General features: G+C 67.1%; 18 protein-coding genes. All 18 read right to left on the minus strand.

The window, feature by feature from the left end:
* Positions 1-19: 19 nt before the first annotated feature.
* A complete protein-coding gene (locus ACFVTM_RS10410; protein WP_390203372.1) occupies positions 20-1,492 on the minus strand; it encodes a S8 family serine peptidase in 1,473 nt (490 codons plus the stop codon).
* A gap of 93 nt (positions 1,493-1,585) precedes the next feature.
* The gene (locus ACFVTM_RS10415; protein ID WP_390203373.1) at positions 1,586-2,581 is read right to left on the minus strand and encodes an exopolyphosphatase; all 996 of its coding nucleotides are present in this window, start codon (positions 2,579-2,581) and stop codon (positions 1,586-1,588) included.
* Positions 2,578-3,273, minus strand: coding sequence for a DUF501 domain-containing protein (locus ACFVTM_RS10420; protein WP_390203467.1), 696 nt, complete (start codon positions 3,271-3,273; stop codon positions 2,578-2,580). Before ACFVTM_RS10420 ends, ACFVTM_RS10415 begins: the two co-directional genes overlap by 4 nt.
* 190 nt (positions 3,274-3,463) lie before the next feature.
* Positions 3,464-4,279, minus strand: coding sequence for a septum formation initiator family protein (locus tag ACFVTM_RS10425; RefSeq protein WP_390203374.1), 816 nt, complete (start codon positions 4,277-4,279; stop codon positions 3,464-3,466).
* An 86-nt stretch (positions 4,280-4,365) separates the two neighbouring features.
* Positions 4,366-5,646, minus strand: coding sequence for a phosphopyruvate hydratase (eno, locus tag ACFVTM_RS10430; RefSeq protein ID WP_390203375.1), 1,281 nt, complete (start codon positions 5,644-5,646; stop codon positions 4,366-4,368).
* 150 nt (positions 5,647-5,796) lie between these two features.
* Positions 5,797-6,405: a MazG nucleotide pyrophosphohydrolase domain-containing protein gene (locus ACFVTM_RS10435; protein ID WP_390203468.1), complete on the minus strand. Its 609-nt coding sequence runs from the start codon at positions 6,403-6,405 to the stop codon at positions 5,797-5,799.
* A 124-nt stretch (positions 6,406-6,529) separates the two neighbouring features.
* A complete protein-coding gene (locus ACFVTM_RS10440) occupies positions 6,530-7,687 on the minus strand; it encodes an adenosine deaminase (protein ID WP_390203376.1) in 1,158 nt (385 codons plus the stop codon).
* Between the two features lie 32 nt (positions 7,688-7,719).
* Positions 7,720-8,460: a DedA family protein gene (locus ACFVTM_RS10445; RefSeq protein WP_390203377.1), complete on the minus strand. Its 741-nt coding sequence runs from the start codon at positions 8,458-8,460 to the stop codon at positions 7,720-7,722.
* Between the two features lie 144 nt (positions 8,461-8,604).
* The gene (locus ACFVTM_RS10450) at positions 8,605-9,240 is read right to left on the minus strand and encodes a DedA family protein (protein WP_390203378.1); all 636 of its coding nucleotides are present in this window, start codon (positions 9,238-9,240) and stop codon (positions 8,605-8,607) included.
* A gap of 228 nt (positions 9,241-9,468) precedes the next feature.
* Positions 9,469-10,791: a thymidine phosphorylase gene (locus ACFVTM_RS10455; protein ID WP_390203469.1), complete on the minus strand. Its 1,323-nt coding sequence runs from the start codon at positions 10,789-10,791 to the stop codon at positions 9,469-9,471.
* A 5-nt stretch (positions 10,792-10,796) separates the two neighbouring features.
* Positions 10,797-11,201: a cytidine deaminase gene (locus ACFVTM_RS10460; protein WP_390203379.1), complete on the minus strand. Its 405-nt coding sequence runs from the start codon at positions 11,199-11,201 to the stop codon at positions 10,797-10,799.
* Positions 11,202-11,203: 2 nt separating this feature from the next.
* Positions 11,204-12,520 carry an ABC transporter permease gene (locus tag ACFVTM_RS10465; RefSeq protein ID WP_390203381.1) on the minus strand — a complete coding sequence of 439 codons (1,317 nt, stop codon included), beginning with the start codon at positions 12,518-12,520 and terminating at the stop codon, positions 11,204-11,206.
* Positions 12,517-13,917 (minus strand): ABC transporter permease, encoded by a 1,401-nt coding sequence (locus ACFVTM_RS10470; RefSeq protein ID WP_390203382.1) that lies wholly within the window; start codon positions 13,915-13,917, stop codon positions 12,517-12,519. The genes ACFVTM_RS10465 and ACFVTM_RS10470 overlap by 4 nt, the downstream gene beginning before the upstream one ends.
* On the minus strand, positions 13,910-15,601 hold the full coding sequence (locus ACFVTM_RS10475) for an ABC transporter ATP-binding protein (RefSeq protein WP_390203383.1): 1,692 nt from the start codon (positions 15,599-15,601) through the stop codon (positions 13,910-13,912). Before ACFVTM_RS10475 ends, ACFVTM_RS10470 begins: the two co-directional genes overlap by 8 nt.
* Positions 15,602-15,765: 164 nt before the next feature.
* On the minus strand, positions 15,766-16,833 hold the full coding sequence (locus ACFVTM_RS10480) for a BMP family protein (RefSeq protein WP_390203470.1): 1,068 nt from the start codon (positions 16,831-16,833) through the stop codon (positions 15,766-15,768).
* A 350-nt stretch (positions 16,834-17,183) separates the two neighbouring features.
* A complete protein-coding gene (locus ACFVTM_RS10485; protein ID WP_390203384.1) occupies positions 17,184-18,215 on the minus strand; it encodes an NADP-dependent oxidoreductase in 1,032 nt (343 codons plus the stop codon).
* Positions 18,212-18,643 (minus strand): organic hydroperoxide resistance protein, encoded by a 432-nt coding sequence (locus ACFVTM_RS10490; RefSeq protein ID WP_390203385.1) that lies wholly within the window; start codon positions 18,641-18,643, stop codon positions 18,212-18,214. Before ACFVTM_RS10490 ends, ACFVTM_RS10485 begins: the two co-directional genes overlap by 4 nt.
* Positions 18,644-18,724: 81 nt before the next feature.
* The gene (locus tag ACFVTM_RS10495; RefSeq protein ID WP_390203386.1) at positions 18,725-19,189 is read right to left on the minus strand and encodes a MarR family winged helix-turn-helix transcriptional regulator; all 465 of its coding nucleotides are present in this window, start codon (positions 19,187-19,189) and stop codon (positions 18,725-18,727) included.
* Positions 19,190-19,243 lie beyond the last annotated feature (54 nt).

The following is a 19,243-nucleotide window of genomic DNA, read 5'->3' on the forward strand; positions in this document are numbered from 1 at the left end:
TTGTGAAAACCTTCACTAACTATGTCGGGTTGCTGGAATCCACGGATTTCACGGGCCCCGGTTCAGCCTTGTCCGCCCGCTCCGGACCGTACTTTGGCGGCGCCGTCGGTGGCGGGCCGGCACTTGGCGGCGCCGTCGGTGGCGGCACCGTCTTTTCCGGTGTCGTCTTTGCCGGCACCGTCTTTGCTGCCGGGCGCATGGCGGCCCGCAGTTGGAAGGCGGCGGCCGCGATGATGCCGACGAAAAGGCAAGCGAAGCCCAGGACCACCACGGCCGGCACAGCGCTGTCCAGCTGGGAGGGCTTCTCCGCGACCGGCACTGTCGCTTCAGGCAGGGTGGGCGCAGCGCTGGATGGGGCGGGCGCCGCGGCGGCCGGCGTCGTGGCGAGGTTTCCACGCCGGTGGACGCGTATCCAGTCCGAAATCGACCCCAGCGGGTTCACCTTCGTCTCCGGGACGTCGGCTTTGAGGGCGGCCTCGGCGTTGAGCACGCCGAACCCGTAGAGCGGGTCCTTCCCCGGCTCCCCGGCGTCCTTGGCCGTGCTGACGATCCGGTTGATGACCTGGCTCGCGGACATCTCGGGCCATTTGGAGCGGATCAGGGCCGCGACGCCGGACACGATGGGCGTGGCCCCAGAGGTGCCGGCCCAATCGGCGTAGCCGCCGGCGGGCATGCCGCCGACCAGGTCCTCGGCGGGGGCCGCGACGCCGATGCTGATGCCCTGGGAGGAGGAGTCGATGCTGGCCACGCCCGTACGGTCCAGGCCCGCAACGGTCAGGACTCCGGGAATCGTGGCCGGCGCGCCGACCTGGACGTTTCCGCCCACCCGGTTGCCCGCGGCGGCGACGATGACGACGTCCTTCTGCTCGGCGTAAAGGAACGCGGCATCCCAGCTCTGCGGCCACTCCGGCGAGGTGCTGCCGAGGGAGATGTTGATGACGCGGGCGCCGTTGTCGACAGCCCAGCGCACGGCCTCCGGAATTTGCTCCTGGTCGCTCTTGCCGCCCGGGTTGGCGGAACCGAGCCAGGTGGACACGGAGAGCAGCTGCGCCTCGGGGGCGACGCCGATGATCCCGTCGGGGCCGCCCGTAGCGGCGGGTGCTGCGCTGGCACTCGGCTTGGCGGTCTCCGGCTGGTGCCCGCGCCCCGCGAGCATGGTGGCGACGAGGGTTCCGTGCTCGGGTTTGGCGCCGATGCTTTCCTGGCCGTTGGCACCGCCGGCCTCGGAGATGTCGGCGCCGCCGGCGAGCACGCCCGCCAGGTCCGGATGCTTGCCGTCCACGCCGCTGTCAATCACTGCAATCTTGACGCCGGCTCCCTTGGAAACGTCCCAAGCCTTGGTGATGCCGGACTCTGCGAGCCAGTATTCCTTGTCCCGCCAGGAATCGGCGTAGGCGGGCGTGGCCAAGGCCAGCGCCGCCGTGGACGCTCCGCCGGCAAGGGCCAAGGCCATCAACGCGGAGGAAATCCGGCGGCCTGTTGCTCTGGTCATTCAGGTCCTATCGGCGGTGTGCCAGCGGCGCGGGCACTCTGTCGGTACGCAACTGTCGGTACACACGGCTGGTGCGCGATTGCGGGGGAAAAATTAGCGGATGCTGAGGGCAATTCCGTCAAGAATATCGTGTTCACTGGTCACGGCCGTGGTGATGCGGCCGGCCGTGACGTCGGCCAGGCGTTGCAGGACCCGCCGCCACACGAGACCACCGGCGCCGATCACATCCACCCGCCCCGGGTGCATGTACGGCAGCGCGGCCCGCTCCTCCCGGCTCATTTCGAGCAGCTCGGTGCAGGCCTTCCGGACCGCGTCCAGATCCAGTTCGGTGCCGTGGATCGCGGCCGGCGAATACTCCGGCAGCCGGAGCGCATGTGCCGTGATGGTGGTGACGGAACCGGCTACGCCGACGACGGCGGTGGCGCGTTCCAGCGGAACGGTCTGTGCCGCCTCGCTGATGGCGGCGTCGACGTCGGTCTCTGCCGCCGCGATCTGCTCCGGCGTGGGCGGATCGCTGCGCAGGTGCCGTTCGGTCATCCGGACGCAGCCGACGTCGACCGAGCGGGCGGCGATGACGCCGTCGGCGTTGCCCAGCACGAACTCCGTGCTGCCGCCGCCGAGGTCCACTACCAGCACGGGGTCCTCCCCGCGGGAGGGCAGGACACTGCTGGCGCCGGCGAAGGACAGCGCGGCTTCCTCGTCTCCGGTGATCACCTCGGGTTCAACGCCGAGGATGGCGCGGATGCCGTCGACGAAGACCTGCCGGTTGCTGGCGTCACGGGTGGCGGAGGTGGCCACGAAGCGCACTTTTTCGACGCCGTGCCCGCGGATGAGGTCTGCGTAGTCCCGGGTGGCTGCGAAGGTGCGCTCGAGTGCTTCCTGGGCCAGTTCGCCCGTGGAGTCCACGCCCTGGCCCAGCCGGACCACGCGCATTTCCCGCACAATGTCGGTCAGCCGCGGCGTGGGCCGCTTGGCTGCATCGCCCGCGCTGGCATCGGTGTTCACATCTGCGTCAATATCTGTGTCAATATCTGCGATGAGCAGGCGGATCGAGTTGGTGCCGCAGTCCACGGCCGCGACGCGGGTCACTTGGATTCCCCCGCATCGGCGGTGCCGGCAGTATTGGTCCCGGCAGTATCGGTCCCGGCAGTATTGGCGGCGCTGGCCCCTGCGCGGGATTTGCGGACCGGGGCTGGCCGGCCCACGATCTCCGGCAGGCCCTGGGGCCCGTGGCGACTGAGGTCCTGGGAGGGGACCTCGCCGCCGGTGTCCCAGGCGCCGTCGCAGTAGCAGCGGTCGGCGGTCCACCATTCGGCGATGGCGGTGATCGACTCGTCACCAAGGGGGTTCACGCCCGGCCCCGCGGCCAGCGAGTGCCCGACGAGGACGTGCAGGCATTTGACGCGGGTCGGCATGCCGCCGGCCGAGACGCCGTCGATTTCCGGGACGGCACCGATGCCGGACCGTGCGCCGATCTCGGCGCGGGAAGCCAGGTACGCCTCGTGGGCGGCGCGGTACCGCGCGGCGAGGCCGGCGTCGGCGGCGAGCCGGTCGTTCATTTCATTCATCAGCCCGGCAGCTTCCAGCCGCGACACCGCGGACGTGATCACCGGGTGAGTCAGGTAAAACGTGGTGGGGAACGGCGTGCCGTTGCTAAGCCGCGGCGAGGTGGCGGCCACGAGCGGGTTTCCGCAGACGCAGCGGGCCGGGATTTCGACGACGTCCCGCACGGGCCGGCCCAGCTGGCGGCTGAGGACCTCGAGGTCGTGCGGGGTGGGCAGGAGTGAGGCCTCCGGGGCGCCGGTCCTCTCAGAGGGGGCCTGGGCCGCACTGTTCTGGGCCGCACTGTTCTCGTCCGGTCGGTTCTCGTCCGGTCGGTTCTGGTCCACTCGGTTCTGGTCCACGGGAGTGGCACCTTCCTGCCCTGTTCTTAGATTGTCCGCGGGACAATCCCGGCGGCGGGCGCCGCTCTTAGTCTGTTGCCGATCGCCTGATGGACTCCCAAAGGGCGTCCACCCATGGCAGGTTGGCCGGGTCTTGTGCTGATGCTGCACCCGCCGTGCCACTGGACTGCGCGGCAGGAAGATCGCTGCCAAAAACCCAGTAGCCCGTCTCTCCGGGCATAACCATGTTAATGCGGTCGCGGGCCTGCTGTTTCACGTAGTTGGGATCCTGCCACCGTGAAACCTGCCGCTTGAGGTCCTCCTGCTTGGTCTGCTTGGCCGCGATATCGGCCTGCAGCGCCGCGATTTCGGCCCGCTTGTCCAGGAAGATCTTGACCGTGGGGGCCAGCAGGATGGTGATGGCAATCATGACGACGCCGAGGGCAAGGAGCCGGCCCGAGAACGCCTTGGCGGGTACGGGGTCCAGGGATTCGGCCGAATCCGCGGCGGCGGCCCGGCCTGTGGCTTTGCCGCCGGCTTTGCCTGTGGCTTTCCCGGCTGCCGGCCGGGTTCCCGGTGTTGTTGCGGGTTTTGTTCCGGGGTTTGCTCCGGATTTTTGTGCGGGCTTTCGTTGGCCGGCGGCAGGACCGGTACCGTTCGTGCCGGGCTTGCCAGCTGCGGGCGACGACGCACGGGCGGAGGAAGAGGCGGTGCCGGACGGAGAGGCGGTGCCGGAGGAAGGGGCGGTGCCGGCGGACGTGGCCGGTGTCGGTTTGCCGCTGCGGGAGCCGCCAAAGTCCGCCTGGATGACCTCGCCGCCGTCGTCCGTTTCCCCTGAGCCTGCGGCCGCAGGCCTGCGGGCAGCAGGCGTAGCCCGGGGAACATTGGGGCGTCGGGTAGCCATGTCACTCCTTCAAAAGCGGACCAAAAACAGAACCGGTGGCCATGGTCTTTCAACCATAGCCACCGGTTACCGGTTTTCGCGGCTAACTAGCCCTTGAAACGCGGGAAGGCGCTGCGGCCGGCGTACCGGGCGGCGTCGTCGAGTTCTTCTTCGATGCGCAGCAGCTGGTTGTACTTGGCGACGCGCTCGGAGCGTGCGGGGGCACCGGTCTTGATCTGTCCCGCGTTGGTGGCAACGGAGATATCAGCAATGGTGGTGTCCTCGGTTTCGCCGGAGCGGTGCGAGGTGATGGTGGTGTAACCCGCGCGCTGGGCGAGGGAGACGGCGTCCAGGGTCTCGGTCAGGGAGCCGATCTGGTTGACCTTGACCAGCAGCGAGTTGGCGGTCTTGGTGTCGATGCCGCGCTGCAGGATGGACGGGTTGGTGACGAAGAGGTCATCGCCGACCAGCTGGACCTTGTCGCCGATGGTGTCGGTGAGGGTCTTCCAGCCTTCCCAGTCGTTCTCGTCCAGCGGGTCCTCGATGGAAACCAGCGGGTAGTCGGCCACGAGCTCGGCGTAGTACGCGCTCATCTCGGTCGCCGTCAGGGCCTTGCCCTCGAACTGGTAGGCGCCGTCGGTGAAGAACTCGGAGGAGGCGACGTCCAGGGCCAGGGCGATGTCCTTGCCCGGGGTGTAGCCGGCGTTCTTGATAGCTTCCTGGATCAGGTCCAGGGCGGCACGGTTGGACGGCAGGTTCGGGGCGAAGCCGCCCTCGTCGCCGAGGCCGGTGGAGAGGCCCTTGGCCTGCAGGACGGACTTGAGGTTGTGGTAGACCTCGACGCCCCAGCGCAGGCCCTCGGAGAAGGTCTCGGCGCCGATCGGGACGATCATGAATTCCTGGATGTCCACGTCGGAGTCGGCGTGCGAGCCGCCGTTGAGGATGTTCATCAGCGGAACGGGCAGGACGTGGGCGTTGGGGCCGCCGAGGTACTTGTACAGCGGCAGGTCAGCGGAGGCGGCGGCAGCGTTGGCCACGGCCAGGGAGACGCCCAGGATGGCGTTGGCGCCGAGCTTGCCCTTGTTGGGGGTGCCGTCCAGGTCGATCATGGCCTGGTCGATGCTGCGCTGGTCGGTGGCGTCGAAACCGGTCAGCGCCGGGGCGATCTGATCAATGACGGCGTCAACGGCCTTCTGGACACCCTTGCCGAGGTAGCGGCCCTTGTCGCCGTCGCGCAGTTCTACGGCCTCGTGCTCGCCGGTGGAGGCGCCGGAGGGAACTGCCGCGCGGCCGATCTGGCCGTCCGAGAGCAGGACTTCAACTTCTACGGTGGGGTTGCCACGGGAATCGAGGATTTCGCGGGCGTGGATGGCATCGATAAGCGCCATGGATATGCTCCTTTGGGTGAAGCGATCTGCAGGGAATCTGACTGCTTGGAATCTGGCTGTACACAAGTACGAAAAGCCGACGTCGTCGTCGCTACTAGCGTAGTCGAGAGTGGCGGAGGTTACGGAAACCTATCCAGTCCCCGGACGTCATCATGGAGTTCGCGGGTGCCCCTGGTCCGCTTGGAAGCGCCGGGCGGCCCCGCGGAGGGCCCGCTCGGCGTCGAACCCATTGCGGCGGGCCGCCGCAACGATGCCGAACAGGAGCTCACCGAGCTCCTCTTCGGTGGCCGGAACGTCGACGGCGGTTTCGCCGGCAGCCGTCGCCAGGCCCGCGCGTTCGGCCCGGTCCAGCAGCTTCTGGGCCCGCGCCAGGGCCGGAAGTGCGGCCGGGACGCCGTCGAGCGCCTCCCCGGGATGGGACTTCTCCGTGTGCAGCACCTTTTCGGAACGTTTGACGGCATCCCATTTCAGGACGATCTCCTCCACCGTTGCCGGGAAGGAATCCTGCAGGGAGCCGTCAGGCCGGAACACGTGCGGGTTGCGGCGGATCATCTTGGCCGTGAGGCCGCGGGCGACGTCGTCGAGGTCAAAGGCGCCGCGCTCTTCGGCCAACCGGGCGTGCAGGACCACCTGGAGCAGCACGTCCCCCAGTTCGGACTTCAGTTCGGCGTCGCCGCCGGCCGTCTCGATGGTTTCGGCGACCTCGTGGGCCTCCTCGAGGAGGTACTCCACGAGGGACTCGTGGGTGAGGGCACCCATCCAGGGGCAGTGCTCGCGCAGCGCCGCAATTATCCCCACCAGCTCCCCAAGCTCGCCAGCTCGCTTGGGGACCCCTGCTGGCGTGGGCCCACAAGCAAGCCCCCGGACGGGTGTTCGTTCCTCGTTAGCCAAGGTCGGCGTAGGCCTCGTTGATGTATTCCACCAGTGCTTCCTTCTCCTCGAGCGGGAGGAAGGCGGCCTCGGCGGCGTTGAGCGTCAACTCCAGCAGGTCATCGAGGTCGTAGTCGAAGGTCTCGACCAAGAGCTCGAACTCGTCCGTGAGGGTCACGCCGCTCATGAGGCGGTTGTCAGTGTTGATGGTGACGTTGAAGCCCAGCTGGTAGAGCATGTCCAGCGGGTGGCTTTCGATGCCCTCACCGAAGCCGGCAATCGCACCGGTCTGCAGGTTCGAGGACGGGCAGATCTCCAGGGCGATGCCGCGGTCGCGCACCCAGCTGGCAAGCTCGCCCAGGGTCACCATGCCGATGGTGTCGTTGACCTCATCGGAGCCGTCCCCGGCGTCGTCGGCCTCTTCGAATTCGATCGTGACGTCCTCGGCGATCCGCACACCGTGGCCCAGGCGCAGGGCCCGGCCGTCCACGAGGGCCGACTGGATGCTTTCCAGGCCCGCGGCCTCGCCGGCGTGGACCGTGGCCGGGAAGTTGTGCTGGGCCAAGTAGGTGAAGGCGTCCTTGAAACGGGAGGGCAGGAAGCCGTCCTCTGCTCCGGCGATGTCGAAGCCCACGGCGCCGTTGTTCCGGTGGCGGACGGCCAGTTCGGCGATCTCCTGCCCGCGGTCGGCGTGGCGCATGGCGGTGATGAGCTGGCCCACCTGGATGTCGCGCCCGGTTTCGGCGACGGCGTCCACGCCGGCTTCCAGCCCGGCCTGCACGGCCTCGACCACTTCGTCCAGGTTCAGGCCCTTCTGCAGGTGCTGTTCCGGGGCCCAGCGCACTTCGCCGTACACGACGCCGTCGTCGGCCAGGTCTTCGACGAATTCCTTAGCGACGCGGAACAGGCCTTCCTTGGTCTGCATCACGGCGATGGTGTGGTCAAACGTTTCCAGGTAACGGACCAGGGAGCCGGAATCGGCGGATTCGCGGAACCACTCCCCCAGGGCGACGGGGTCCGTGGACGGCAGCGTGTGGCCCGCAGCCTCCGCGAGTTCAATGATGGTGGCCGGCCGGAGGCCGCCGTCCAGGTGGTCGTGAAGGGAAACCTTGGGAAGGACCTTCAGGTCGAATTCGAGGTCAGGGGCAGCGTCAGGAATAGTCTCAGTCACGTTCCAACCATAGGGTCGCGGGGCGCCGGATGCTACTTTCTGGACGCTCCGGCCTCAGTGGACGGACCGGCCAGGATGGTGCCGTGCAATTCGGGGGCCTGTTCCCGGGGAGCGTGCTCCTCGGCGGGGACGGGCCGGGCGTTGGCGGAGACGGGCCCGGCGTCGTTGCGGCCAAGGCGCTTGTGCCACCAGCGCAGGAGGTGGTCGATCAGGACGCCGAGCACGATCGCGAACACTACCGCGATCCCCGCGCTGAGCAGCGGGTTGTGGTGCAGCCACGGGAAGGAACTGGCCAGGACGCCGATGCCGATCGAGTAGGCGACCCAGGTGAGGCACGCAAAGGCGTCCAGGAAGAAGAACCTCCGGTGCGGGAACGCCGTCGTGCCCGCCACGTAGTTGACGGCGACGCGGCCCCACGGGATGTACCGGGCGGTGAAGATCAGGACGGCGCCGCGCTTCTCGAGTTCGTAGTGTGCCCACCCGAAGACCTTTTGGACCTTCGGCTTGCGCATCCAGCGGAACCGCTCGAGGCCAATCTTGCGGCCGAGCATGTAGGCCATGTTGTCGCCGGCCATTGCCCCGACCAGCGCAGTGAGGCCCAGGATCCACAGGTTGGGCTGGCCGCTGTGCACGGAGTACGCCGCTAGGGCCACGATCAGGGTCTCGCTGGGGACCACCATCGCGAAGCCGTCCACGAAGAAGAAGACGAGCAGAAGGGGGTAGATCCACCACTGGCCAGCGGCATGGAGCACGGCCTCGTTAATGAACTCCATGCGGGTGGTGCTCCTTGATGAATGGATACGGACAACTAAGCCGTAACGAACAAACGATGACAGTGGGTGGAACCTCGGACGAAGTGCGGTCACCAAACGTGACGCAAATCGCTCCTAAGTGTCCCATGGGCGGGGCCAATCCGCCTAGGACTCGGCGGGCGGCACAGATTGCGGCGATTCCTCCGGAGTGCGGCCCCGCACCTTGCCGATCACGAAGTCCACGAAGATGCCCAGGACGACTGCGCAGACGATCGCAATGGCCGCGCCCAGCACGTGGTTTTTCTCAAACCACGGCCCAACAAACAGGCCGATCCCCACCGAGTAGCCGGCCCACAGCAGCGCCGAAAGCACCGTCAGGCTCATGAAGCGGGGCCGGGGATAGTGCGTGGCTCCGGCGGTCAGGTTGACGGCCACCCGGCCGATCGGGACGAAGCGCGCCACGAGGATCAGGGACGCGGGCCGTTTCCGCAGTTCCCGGCCGGCCCAGCGGAAGGCCGCCTGCATCCTGACGCCTCGCTGCCAGGCCCAGCGCCGCGTCCCGGTCCTGCGGCCGATCAGGTAGGCGAGGTTGTCGCCCACCCACGCCCCGGCGGCGGCGGTGGCGATCAGGAGGAACGGATTGGGGACACCCGCGGTGGCGGCGACGGCAGCCAGGCCCACCACCACGGATTCGCTCGGGATCGGCGGGAAGAAGCCGTCGATCACGCAGCACGCGAAAACGAGGACCAGGACCCACGGTTGCCCTGCGGCGGCGAGGATGAAGTCGTTGATTGCCTGCACAGCTTCCTAACGCGCGGCGGGGCCAGATAGGTCCTTCGAGTAGAGATACTTCAAGCGCAGGCTCGGCCGGAGCCGGGCCTGCGCTTCAAGGGTACTGCTGTGGGGTTCAAGGGTACTGCTGTGGGGTTAGTGTACCGCCGGCCCCCGCTGGCGCCGTGGACACGCCCGTTGCCCTGTCACTTGTGGCGGTCAAACCCGGGGTTTGGGGACCAAAAGTGATAGGGCAACTTATGCGATGCGGTCGATGATGAGCTTCTGGGCGGGCCGGGAGCCCTCCGGTGCGATCACCGCGGCGTGCTCCAGCGCTTCCTTGGCGCGCTCGAACTTCTCCGGGGTGTCCGTCAGGAGCGTCATGAGCGGTTCGCCAGCCTTGACCGTGGCACCCGGCTTGGCGTGCATCCGCACCCCGGCCCCGGCCTGGACCTGGTCCTCCTTGCGGGCACGTCCGGCGCCGAGCCGCCAGGCCGCGACTCCGACGGCCATCGCGTCGAGTTCCACCAGGACGCCGTCGGCGGCGGCGTAGATGACCTCGGATTCCTTGGCGACCGGGAGCTTCGCGCGCGGGTCGCCGCCCTGTGCCTCAATCATCCGGTTCCACACATCCATGGCCCGGCCGTCCCGCAGGGCGGCGCGGGGGTCGGCGTCGCGGACGCCGGCGCACGCAAGCATTTCCTCCGCGAGCCGGACGGTGAGTTCGACGACGTCTTCCGGGCCCCCGCCGGCCAGGACCTCCACGGATTCCTCGACCTCGATCGCGTTGCCCGCGGTGAGACCCAGGGGCGTGTTCATGTTGGTCAGCAGGGCCACGGTGTTGACCCCGGCGTCCTTGCCCAAGGCCACCATGGTCTCGGCCAGTTCGCGGGCGCGGGCCTCGTCCTTCATGAAGGCGCCGCTGCCCACCTTGACGTCGAGCACCAGCGAGCCGGTGCCTTCGGCGATCTTCTTGCTCATGATCGAGGACGCGATCAGCGGAATGGCCTCGACGGTCCCGGTGACATCGCGGAGTGCGTAGAGCTTCTTGTCCGCCGGGGCCAGTCCTGCGCCGGCGGCGCAGATGACCGCGCCGACGTCCTGGAGCTGGGCCATCATTTCCTCGTTGCTGAGGGCGGCACGCCAGCCCGGGATCGCCTCGAGCTTGTCCAGGGTGCCGCCGGTGTGGCCGAGGCCGCGGCCCGAGAGCTGAGGCACGGCCACGCCGAAGACCGCCACCAGGGGCGCCAGCGGCAGGGTGATTTTGTCCCCGACGCCGCCCGTGGAGTGCTTGTCCGACGTCGCCTTCACGCCGCCGTCGGGCCGGCGCAGGCTCGAGAAGTCCATCCGCTCGCCGGAGGCGATCATGGCCGCCGTCCAGCGGGAGATCTCTGCCCGGTCCATGCCGTTGAGCAGGATGGCCATGTTCAGGGCGGCCATTTGCTCGTCGGCGATGGCGCCGCGGGTGTACGCGTCAATCGTCCAGTCGATCTGCGCCGGGCTGAGCACGCCCTTGTCCCGTTTGATGCGGATGATGTCGACGGCGTCGAACGCTTCGGTGTTGCTGGCGGTCTGTGTCATTTGTGTCACCGGGGTTCCTCCAGGTGTTGGGGGCCAAAGGCGTCGGGAAGGACCTGGTCCATGGTCTTGATTCCCTGCGTGGTCATGAGCTCCATGTCGGGAGCCCGGAATTCATAGAGCAGCTGGCGGCAGCGCCCGCACGGCATCAGGACGTTGCCGCCGGCGTCGACGCAGTAGAAGGCGCGGAGCAGTCCCCCGCCGGTCATCTGCAGGTTGCCCACCAGGGCACACTCGGCGCACAGGGTCAGCCCGTAGCTGGCGTTCTCCACATTGCAGCCGCTGACGATCCGCCCGTCCCCGGTGAGGGCAGCTGCCCCCACCGGAAACTTCGAATACGGCGCGTAGGCGTTCTTCATGGCGGACACTGCCGCGGCTTCGAGCGCGGCCCAGTCCACCGCGATGTCCACCACGGTCAGCCCTTGACGTACGGTATGCCGTCGGCCGCCGGGGGCCGGGAGCGGCCCACCAGTCCGGCCACGGCAAAGACGGTCACGATATAGGGCAGCATGGCCATGAACTGGCTCGGCACCGGGGTGCCGATGATCGTCACGATGCTCTGCAGGTTGTCCGCGAAGCCGAACAATAGCGCGGCAAAGAACGCCCCGATCGGATTCCAGCGGCCCAGGATCATGGCGGCGAGGGCAATGAAGCCGCGGCCGCCTGAGATTTCCTTGGTGAAGCTGTCGATCGCCACCAGGGTGAAGAACGATCCGCCGATCCCGGCGACGGCGCCGCCGATCGTGACGTTCCAGAAACGGGTCGCGTTGACTTTGATGCCCAGGGTGTCGGCGGCCTGCGGGTGCTCGCCCACGGCCCGGACGCGCAGGCCCCACTTGGTCTTGAACAGCCCGATCCAGATCACGATCACGGCCACATACATCAGGTAGCCCACCACTGACTGTTTGAACAGGATGGGTCCGATCACCGGGATGCTGGACAAGACCGGGATATCGATGATGGGCAGCTCGGCGGGCGAGTTGTATTTCTCCGGGTCAGACTGCATCACTGTGGTGAACAGGAAGCCGGTGAGCCCGGAGACCAGGACGTTGAGCACCACGCCGACGATGATCTGGTTGACCACGTACTTGATGCTGAACACTGCCAGCACCATGGAGACCAGGGCGCCAGCCACGGCCGCCGCAAGCAGGCCCAGATAGGGGTTGTGCGTCAGGCTGGCCACGAGCGCGGCCGTGAAGGCACCGCCCAGGAGCTGGCCTTCGATGGCGATGTTAACCACGCCGGCCCGTTCGCACAGCACACCTGAGAGGGAGCCGAAGACGATCGGCACGGCGAGCGTCACCGAACCGGCGATGAGGCCGGCGAGCGAAATGCTGGGGGTCCGGGCCCCGCCCACCACCCAGATCAGGAAGGCGACGACGAACACGACGGTGAACACGGCCGGCAGCCAGCGCGGGGGCCGCTGGTTCTTTCTTGCCTTCAGGACCAAGGCGTAACCCGCGAGGCCCAGCAGGATCAAGGAGAGCACAATCCCGGACAGGAACGCGGGTACTTCGATCGCGGGGAGCTGGAAGAAGTCTCCGCCGGAGGAAACGCCGAACTTGGCGTTCACCTGCGGACCCAGCAGTCCGAAGAAGATGAAGGCGACGGTGGCCAGCACCGACAGCGTCACCGGCACCTTCCACGTCACGGGCTTGCCGGACACCGCCTGCCTGCCGTTCTTCTCCGGCTGAGGCTTTCCCTGGACGGGTGAGGTTGCTGTTGTGCTCATGCGGCACCTCCGGTGGTTGCGGCCTGCTGGGTTTTGCCGGCGGTCGCGGCCTTCTTCTTGCGCGGGTTGAGTCCGAAGATCGCCCGGACCAGGGGCGGCGCCGCGATGAACAGCACAATGAGCGACTGGACCACGAGGACGATGTCGATCGGAGTTCCGGTCTGGATTTGCATTTGGACGGCGCCCGCGCGGAAGGCTCCAAACAGCAGGCCGGCGGCAAAGGTGCCCCACGGCGATGACCGTCCCAGCAGCGCCACGGTGATTGCGTCAAAGCCGTAGGTTGCCGCGACACCATCAGTCAGCACCTTTTCGGTGCCTGCCACTTGCGCCACGCCGGCCATGCCGGCCAGGCCACCGGCAATGGTCATTACCAGGATCGTGGCCCGGGAGACATTGATGCCGGCAGTCAGGGCTGCCTTGGGGTTGGCCCCGACTGCACGGAATTCGAAACCGAGCGTGGAGCGGTTCAGCAGCCACGAAACAAACACGGTGGCCGCAATGGCCAGCAGGAATCCCAGGTGCAGCCGGTACTGGCTGCCGAAGATCAGCGGATACGCGGCGCTGGGGTCCAGGATCGGCGATATCGGTGTGTCCGCCCCCGGGCGCTGGAACAAGTCAGTGTCGAGCAGGTAGCGCAGGAAATAGAGGGCAATGTAGTTGAACATGATGGTCACAATGACCTCGTGGGCACCCGTCCTGGCTTTGAGCACACCGACGATGCCGCCCCAGACTGCGCCGCCGATGACGCCGGCCACGAGGACCAGCAGCAGGTGGAGCCCCATCGGCAGGTGCAGCGCGAAGCCGACCCACGAGGCGAGGATGCCGGCCATGATGATCTGGCCCTGCGCACCGATGTTAAACAGGCCCGCGCGGAACGCCAGAGCAACGCCGAGGCCCGCTGTGATCAGCGGGGTGGCGATGGTCAGCGTCTCCATGAGGGGCGCGAACTGTCCGGCCACCCCGGTCCCGCGGGGGTTGAAGACTGCGCCCTGGAAGAGGGCGACGTAGGAATCGGTGGCGGCGGACCAGACGGCGACGAGGAAGTCGCTGGGCCGGGCAAAGAAATAGCCCGCCGTGGTGCCAACCACCTTGTCCGTCATGGCGATCAGCAGGCCGCCCAGGATCAGTGCCAGCAGCACCGCCAGGATGGTCACAATTCCATTGCCGGTGAAGATCTTGCGCAGCAGCGACTCGTCCTGCGGGGCGCCGGGGAGGGTTCCGCTCTGGGCCGAGACCGGAACGGCCGATGGCTGGTGGGCCCCGCCCGCGGTATCCAGCGAGGTGACGAATTCCGCATCGTCCTCGAGCGGCTCAGGTTCCCCGTCGGTGGTTTGGGCTGCCGGAATATGGCCCGGGTCCGGTGCGGCGGCGGTCCGCGGCTCGGTGTTCTCACTCATGCTGGTCTCCTACGGCGCCGGAGCGGGGCTCCTGCACGGACGGGGCGGCGGTCGCCGGGTTCGTTGCTGGGGTGTCAGCTGTGTTCTCGGCGGTGTTCGCCTCTGTGTTCCCAGCGGCATTTTCTGCTGTGTTTTCCGAGCTGGGCTGCGCCGGTTGTTTATCCGCGGCTTCGGCCTGGGCTTCCTCCGGGGAAACGCCGGCCATCATCAGGCCGAGGACATCGCGGCCGGTGCCTGACGGGACGATCCCGACAAGCCGGCCCTTGTAGAGCACGGCGATCCGGTCGGCGAGTTCAATGACTTCGTCCAGTTCTGTGGAGACGATCATCACTGGCGTGCCTTGGTCCCGCTCCGCGACGATGCGCTTGTGCAGGAACTCGATGGAGCCGACGTCCACGCCGCGCGTGGGCTGGGAGGCAATAAACAGCCGCAGCGGCCGGGAGAGCTCCCGCGCCATGACCACTTTCTGCTGGTTGCCGCCGGACAGGGTGCCCGCGGCGAGCATGCCGGACGGGGTGCGGACGTCGAATTCTTCAATCCGGGTCTTGGCATTCTCCAGGACCTTTGCCGGGCTCATGCTGATGCCCTTGGCGAACGGCGCCCGGTCGTAGCGGTCCAGGATCAGGTTCTCGGCGATGGAGAACGTGCCGATCAGCCCGTCGAGCGAGCGGTCTTCCGGCACGAATCCGACGCCGGAATTAAGGACGTCCTTGACGCTGCGGCCCAGGAGTTCCTCGCCGTCGAGGGTGATCGAGCCGTGGACCCTCTCGTGCAGGCCGAGGATGGCCTCGGTCAGTTCGGTCTGGCCGTTGCCCTGGACGCCCGCGACGGCGAGGATCTCGCCGCGGGCGATCCCGAAGCTGATGCCATCCACGACGTGCTGGCCGCTGGGCGCGATCACGGTGAGGTCCTTGACCTCGAACGTGGTCTCCTGGGGCTGGGCGGGGGCCTTGTCCAGGGTCAGGCTCACGGCGCGGCCCACCATCATGGACGCCAGTTCGGTGGTGGAGGCGCCGGGATCGGCCGAGCCCACCACCTTGCCGCGCCGGATCACGGTGATGGTGTCCGAAACGGCCTTCACCTCACGGAGCTTGTGGGAAATGAAGACGATGGAGGTTCCGTGGCTCTTGAGCTGGCGCATGATGTCCAGCAGCTCATCGGTGTCCTGCGGCGTCAGGACGGCCGTGGGTTCATCGAGGATGAGCACCTTGGCGTCGCGGACGAGTGCCTTGATGATTTCGACGCGCTGCTGCACGCCCACGGGGAGGTCTTCGATCAGTGCGTCGGGGTCGACGTCGAACCCGTACCGGTCGGAGATCTCCCGGATCTTCCGACGGGTGACATCCAGGTCCAGGAATCCGCCGGTTTTGGTGGTCTCCGCTCCCAGTGCGACATTCTCCGCGACAGTAAAGACCGGGACCAGCATGAAGTGTTGGTGCACCATGCCAATGCCGGCCGCCATCGCGTCGCCGGGGCCGCGGAAGGTGACAGGTTTGTCGTCGATCAGGATTTCGCCCTCTGTGGGCTCGTACAGTCCGTAGAGGACGTTCATCAGCGTGGACTTGCCAGCGCCGTTCTCGCCGAGCAGACAGTGGATCTGCCCGGGTTCAACAACCACATCGATGTGATCGTTGGCTACCAGGGAGCCGAAGCGTTTTGTAATGCCCTTGAGTTCAAGTTTCAAAACTCTGACCAATCTCGAGATGTCCGGAAGGGTTGATCCGGACGCGTAGTGGGGGCCGCAGCACCAGCATAGTGCCTGTGGTGTGAGGCGAACCGGGCCGCAACGAAAAGCGCCACAGCCCGTGCGGTGGTGACCGGACGGGCCGTGGCGCTTAGCGGAGGAAGTTAGGCCTTCGGGCTGGCTGCGGATTCAACCTTCAGCTTGCCGTCGGCAATGTCCTTCTTGATCTGGTCCAGCTCGGACTTCAGTTCGGCCGGAACCTGGGCATCCATGTCGTGGAACGGAGCCAGCTGGACGCCGTCGTTCGCGAGGGTGCCGATATATGGCGCGTTGGTGAACTGGCCGTCCTTGTCCTGCTTGACCACCGTCTCCACGGCCTCGCCCATCTGCTTCATGACGGAGGAGAGCATGATGTCCTTGTAATCCGGTGCCGTCAGGTAACCGTCGGAGTCAACCCAGATGAGCTTGACGTCCTTGCCTGCTGCCTTGGCTTCCTGCAGGGCCGCGCCCGCACCCTTGCCGACCGGACCGGCCACGGGCATGACGATGTCCGCGCCTTGGTCCAGGAAGTTCTGGGTGAACTGCTTGCCCTTGTCCTGCTTTTCGAAGTCGCCGGTGAAGGAGCCGTCCTGCTTGGCCTTGTCCCAGCCGAGGAGCTTGACGTCCTTGCCCTTCTTCTCGTTGTAGTACTTCACGCCGTCGGCGAAGCCGTCCATGAAGATGGTGACCGTGGGGATCTTGATGCCGCCGAAGGTGGCGACTGTTCCGGTCTTGGTGGTGCCCGCTGCGAGGTAGCCGGCCAGGAACGCGGCCTGGGCCGTGTCGTAGATGATCGGCTTGACGTTGGCAACCGGGGTGTCGTAGCCGAAGTCGATGATGGCGAAGTGCTTGTCCGGGTTCGCGGTGGCCTGGGACTTCGTGGCGTCGCCAAGCAGGAAGCCGACCGTGATGGTCAGGTTGCAGCCGGCGGAGACCATGGCGCGCAGGTTCGGCTCGAAGTCGTTGTTGGTCTTGGACTCGGCCTGGTTTGTCTTGATGCCGAGATCCTTCTCAGCCTTCTTCAGGCCCTCGTAGGAAGACTGGTTGAACGACTGGTCATCGAACCCACCCGAGTCGGACACGATGCAGCCCGTGTAGTTACTGGCGGTCTGGGTGGCGGTGCTGGCCTCCGGGGCAGCGCCACAGCCGGTCAGCAGGAGTGCAGCCGCGCCCGCGGTGGCGACCCCGGCCATTGATCCGCGCTTGAAGGTGGCACGCAGAGAGTTCTTCAATTTTCCTCCAGGAAGAAAGAGTAGGCGCTACGACGGGAGCTCAATGAGTGTCTGTCCGCGGTATTCCGCTGAATTCTGTTTTCACTGATGGATTCGCAGCACTGCGCCAAGGCGCACTGATGGAAGTTACTTTAGTGTCCTGCGACACGTCCACATAGCGGACTTTCCAGCAATTTCCCAGATCGTTGAGAACTTGTTACCTAGTGGTAGCGGCGCCCTCCTGCCGGGAAAGGCGTACAACGCCTCCGGCGCCGGTCCCCGCGGGGACCGGCGCCGGAGGCGTCTGAGTGTATGGTGGTGAGCCGCTCCGGCTACAGCCGGACGAGCATCTTGCCGGTGTTGGCGCCGTCGAGCAGGTCCATGAAGGCCTGCGGGGCGTTCTCCAGGCCGTCCACCACGGTCTCGTCGTAGCGCACGGTTCCGTCGGCCAGCCAGGCGGACATGGTCTCGACGAACTCGGCCATGTGCTGCCAGTAGCTGCCGACCAGGAAGCCCTTGAGCGTCAGCTGTTTGCCGATCGCCAGCATCAGGTTCCGCGGCGCCGGGGTGGGCTCGGTCGAGTTGTACTGGGCGATGGCCCCGCACATGGCCACGCGGCCGCCGACGGTGAGTGTGGACAGCGCCGCTTCCAGGTGCTCGCCGCCGACGTTGTCGAAGTAGACATCGATCCCCCGCTCACCGGCGGCCGCGGCGAGCTGTTCCGCCACGGGCCCGTCGTGATAGTTGAAGGCGGCGTCGAAGCCGAGTTCGAGCAGCCGTGCCACCTTTTCCGGCGAGCCAGCGCTGCCGATGACCCGGGACGCGCCCATGGCCTTGGCGATCTGCCCCACGAGTGAGCCGACCGCACCGGCGGCGCCCGAGACAAACACGGCGTCGCCGGGCTTGAATTCTGCGACCTTCAGCAGTCCCGCGTAGGCCGTGAGGCCGGTCATGCCCAATGCGCCGAGGAATGCCGAGGCGGGGGCCAGATCGGTGCGCGCCGGGGCGGTAGCCGCGGCATCGACGACGGCGTATTCGCGCCAGCCGAGGCTGTGCACGACAGTATCGCCGACAGCGCGCCCTTCGGCCCGGGACGCGATGACTTCGCCGACGGCGCCGCCCTCCATCGCGGCATCCAGCGCAAACGGCGCGGAGTAGGACTTGACGTCATTCATACGCCCGCGCATGTACGGGTCTACCGAGATGAAGAGGTTGCGGACCAGGACCTGGCCATCCTGCAGCTCGGGCAGCGGCGACTCGGCGAGGCGGAAGTTTTCCGGAACCGGGCGTCCGTGCGGGCGGGACGCCAGCTGGATCTCGCGGGTGGTGGCAGGAAGGGTGAGGGTTTCGGTGTTGGCGCTCATGCGGCTACCTCCAGGATGGTGATGTCGACGGCGATGTTGCCCCGGGTGGCGTTGGAGTACGGGCAGACCTGATGGGCTTTGGCCACGAGGGCCTCGGCGGTTTCCCGGTCCACGGCAGGCAGTGCGATCTCCAGCTCTGCGGCCAGGCCGTATCCGGCACCGTCCTCGAGGGCGCCGAAGTGGATCTTCGCGGCCACCGCCGAATCCGTCAGGTCGGCGCGCTCCTTGCGCCCGACGAGGCGCAGCGCGGAGTGGAAGCACGCGGCATAGCCGGCGGCAAAGAGCTGCTCGGGATTGGTTCCCGCGCCGTCGCCGCCAAGTTCCACAGGGCTGGCGAGGGTGACACTGAGCTTGCCGTCCTTGCTGACGGCGGTGCCGTCGCGGCCTTCGCCGGAGGCCAGGGCTTCGGCTGTGTAAAGGGTCTTCATGGGTTTCCGTTCTGTCGGCGGGAAGTTATAAGGGAAGTCTTGGGTGGAAAGATTCGGGGGGAAGGGCCCGGAGGAACGGGCCTAGTGGGACGCGTTCAGCGCGTTCGCCAGCCGTCCCAGGGTTTCGCGGAGCTGGTCCAGTTCCGCGGGCCTGAGGCCGGCGGCGTCCGCCAGGCGCTGCGGGATGCCGCTGGCCTTGGCGCTCAGGGCGGCGCCGGCGTCGGTCAGAAAGATCTCCACGCGGCGCTCGTCCTCGGCGGACCGGCGGCGCTGGACGAGACCCAGGGCTTCGAGCCGCTTGAGCAAAGGCGAGAGCGTGCCGGAGTCGAGTCCGAGCTCCTCCCCCAGTTCACGGACGCTGCGGGGCTCCGCTTCCCACAACACCAGCATGGCGAGGTACTGCGGGTAGGTCAGGCCGAGCTCCTCCAGCATGGGCCGGTAGGCGGCCGTGGCGGCGCGCGAAGCCGAGTACATCGCAAAGCACACCTGGCGGTTCAGGCGGAGCGCTTCCGGGCCGGTCAAGGGGGCCGCTTCTGGCGTGGTCATGCATTAACAATAGCGCGCAATCACATTGTGCACAACTCAATTGTGCACAACTTA

Source organism: Arthrobacter sp. NPDC058130, from assembly GCF_042884475.1.
Classification (GTDB): Bacteria; Actinomycetota; Actinomycetes; order Actinomycetales; family Micrococcaceae; genus Arthrobacter.

What these genes read in the sequence shown, in the direction of transcription:
- ACFVTM_RS10465 (WP_390203381.1), bottom strand. Translation starts at nt 12,520, where the DNA reads ATGAGCACAACAGCAACCTCACCCGTCCAGGGAAAGCCTCAGCCGGAG.
- eno (WP_390203375.1), bottom strand. Translation starts at nt 5,646, where the DNA reads ATGGCGCTTATCGATGCCATCCACGCCCGCGAAATCCTCGATTCCCGT.
- ACFVTM_RS10455 (WP_390203469.1), bottom strand. Translation starts at nt 10,791, where the DNA reads ATGACACAGACCGCCAGCAACACCGAAGCGTTCGACGCCGTCGACATC.
- ACFVTM_RS10485 (WP_390203384.1), bottom strand. Translation starts at nt 18,215, where the DNA reads ATGAGCGCCAACACCGAAACCCTCACCCTTCCTGCCACCACCCGCGAG.
- ACFVTM_RS10480 (WP_390203470.1), bottom strand. Translation starts at nt 16,833, where the DNA reads ATGGCCGGGGTCGCCACCGCGGGCGCGGCTGCACTCCTGCTGACCGGC.
- ACFVTM_RS10495 (WP_390203386.1), bottom strand. Translation starts at nt 19,189, where the DNA reads ATGACCACGCCAGAAGCGGCCCCCTTGACCGGCCCGGAAGCGCTCCGC.
- ACFVTM_RS10470 (WP_390203382.1), bottom strand. Translation starts at nt 13,917, where the DNA reads ATGAGTGAGAACACCGAGCCGCGGACCGCCGCCGCACCGGACCCGGGC.
- ACFVTM_RS10410 (WP_390203372.1), bottom strand. Translation starts at nt 1,492, where the DNA reads ATGACCAGAGCAACAGGCCGCCGGATTTCCTCCGCGTTGATGGCCTTG.
- ACFVTM_RS10425 (WP_390203374.1), bottom strand. Translation starts at nt 4,279, where the DNA reads ATGGCTACCCGACGCCCCAATGTTCCCCGGGCTACGCCTGCTGCCCGC.
- ACFVTM_RS10435 (WP_390203468.1), bottom strand. Translation starts at nt 6,405, where the DNA reads ATGGGTGCCCTCACCCACGAGTCCCTCGTGGAGTACCTCCTCGAGGAG.
- ACFVTM_RS10445 (WP_390203377.1), bottom strand. Translation starts at nt 8,460, where the DNA reads ATGGAGTTCATTAACGAGGCCGTGCTCCATGCCGCTGGCCAGTGGTGG.
- ACFVTM_RS10490 (WP_390203385.1), bottom strand. Translation starts at nt 18,643, where the DNA reads ATGAAGACCCTTTACACAGCCGAAGCCCTGGCCTCCGGCGAAGGCCGC.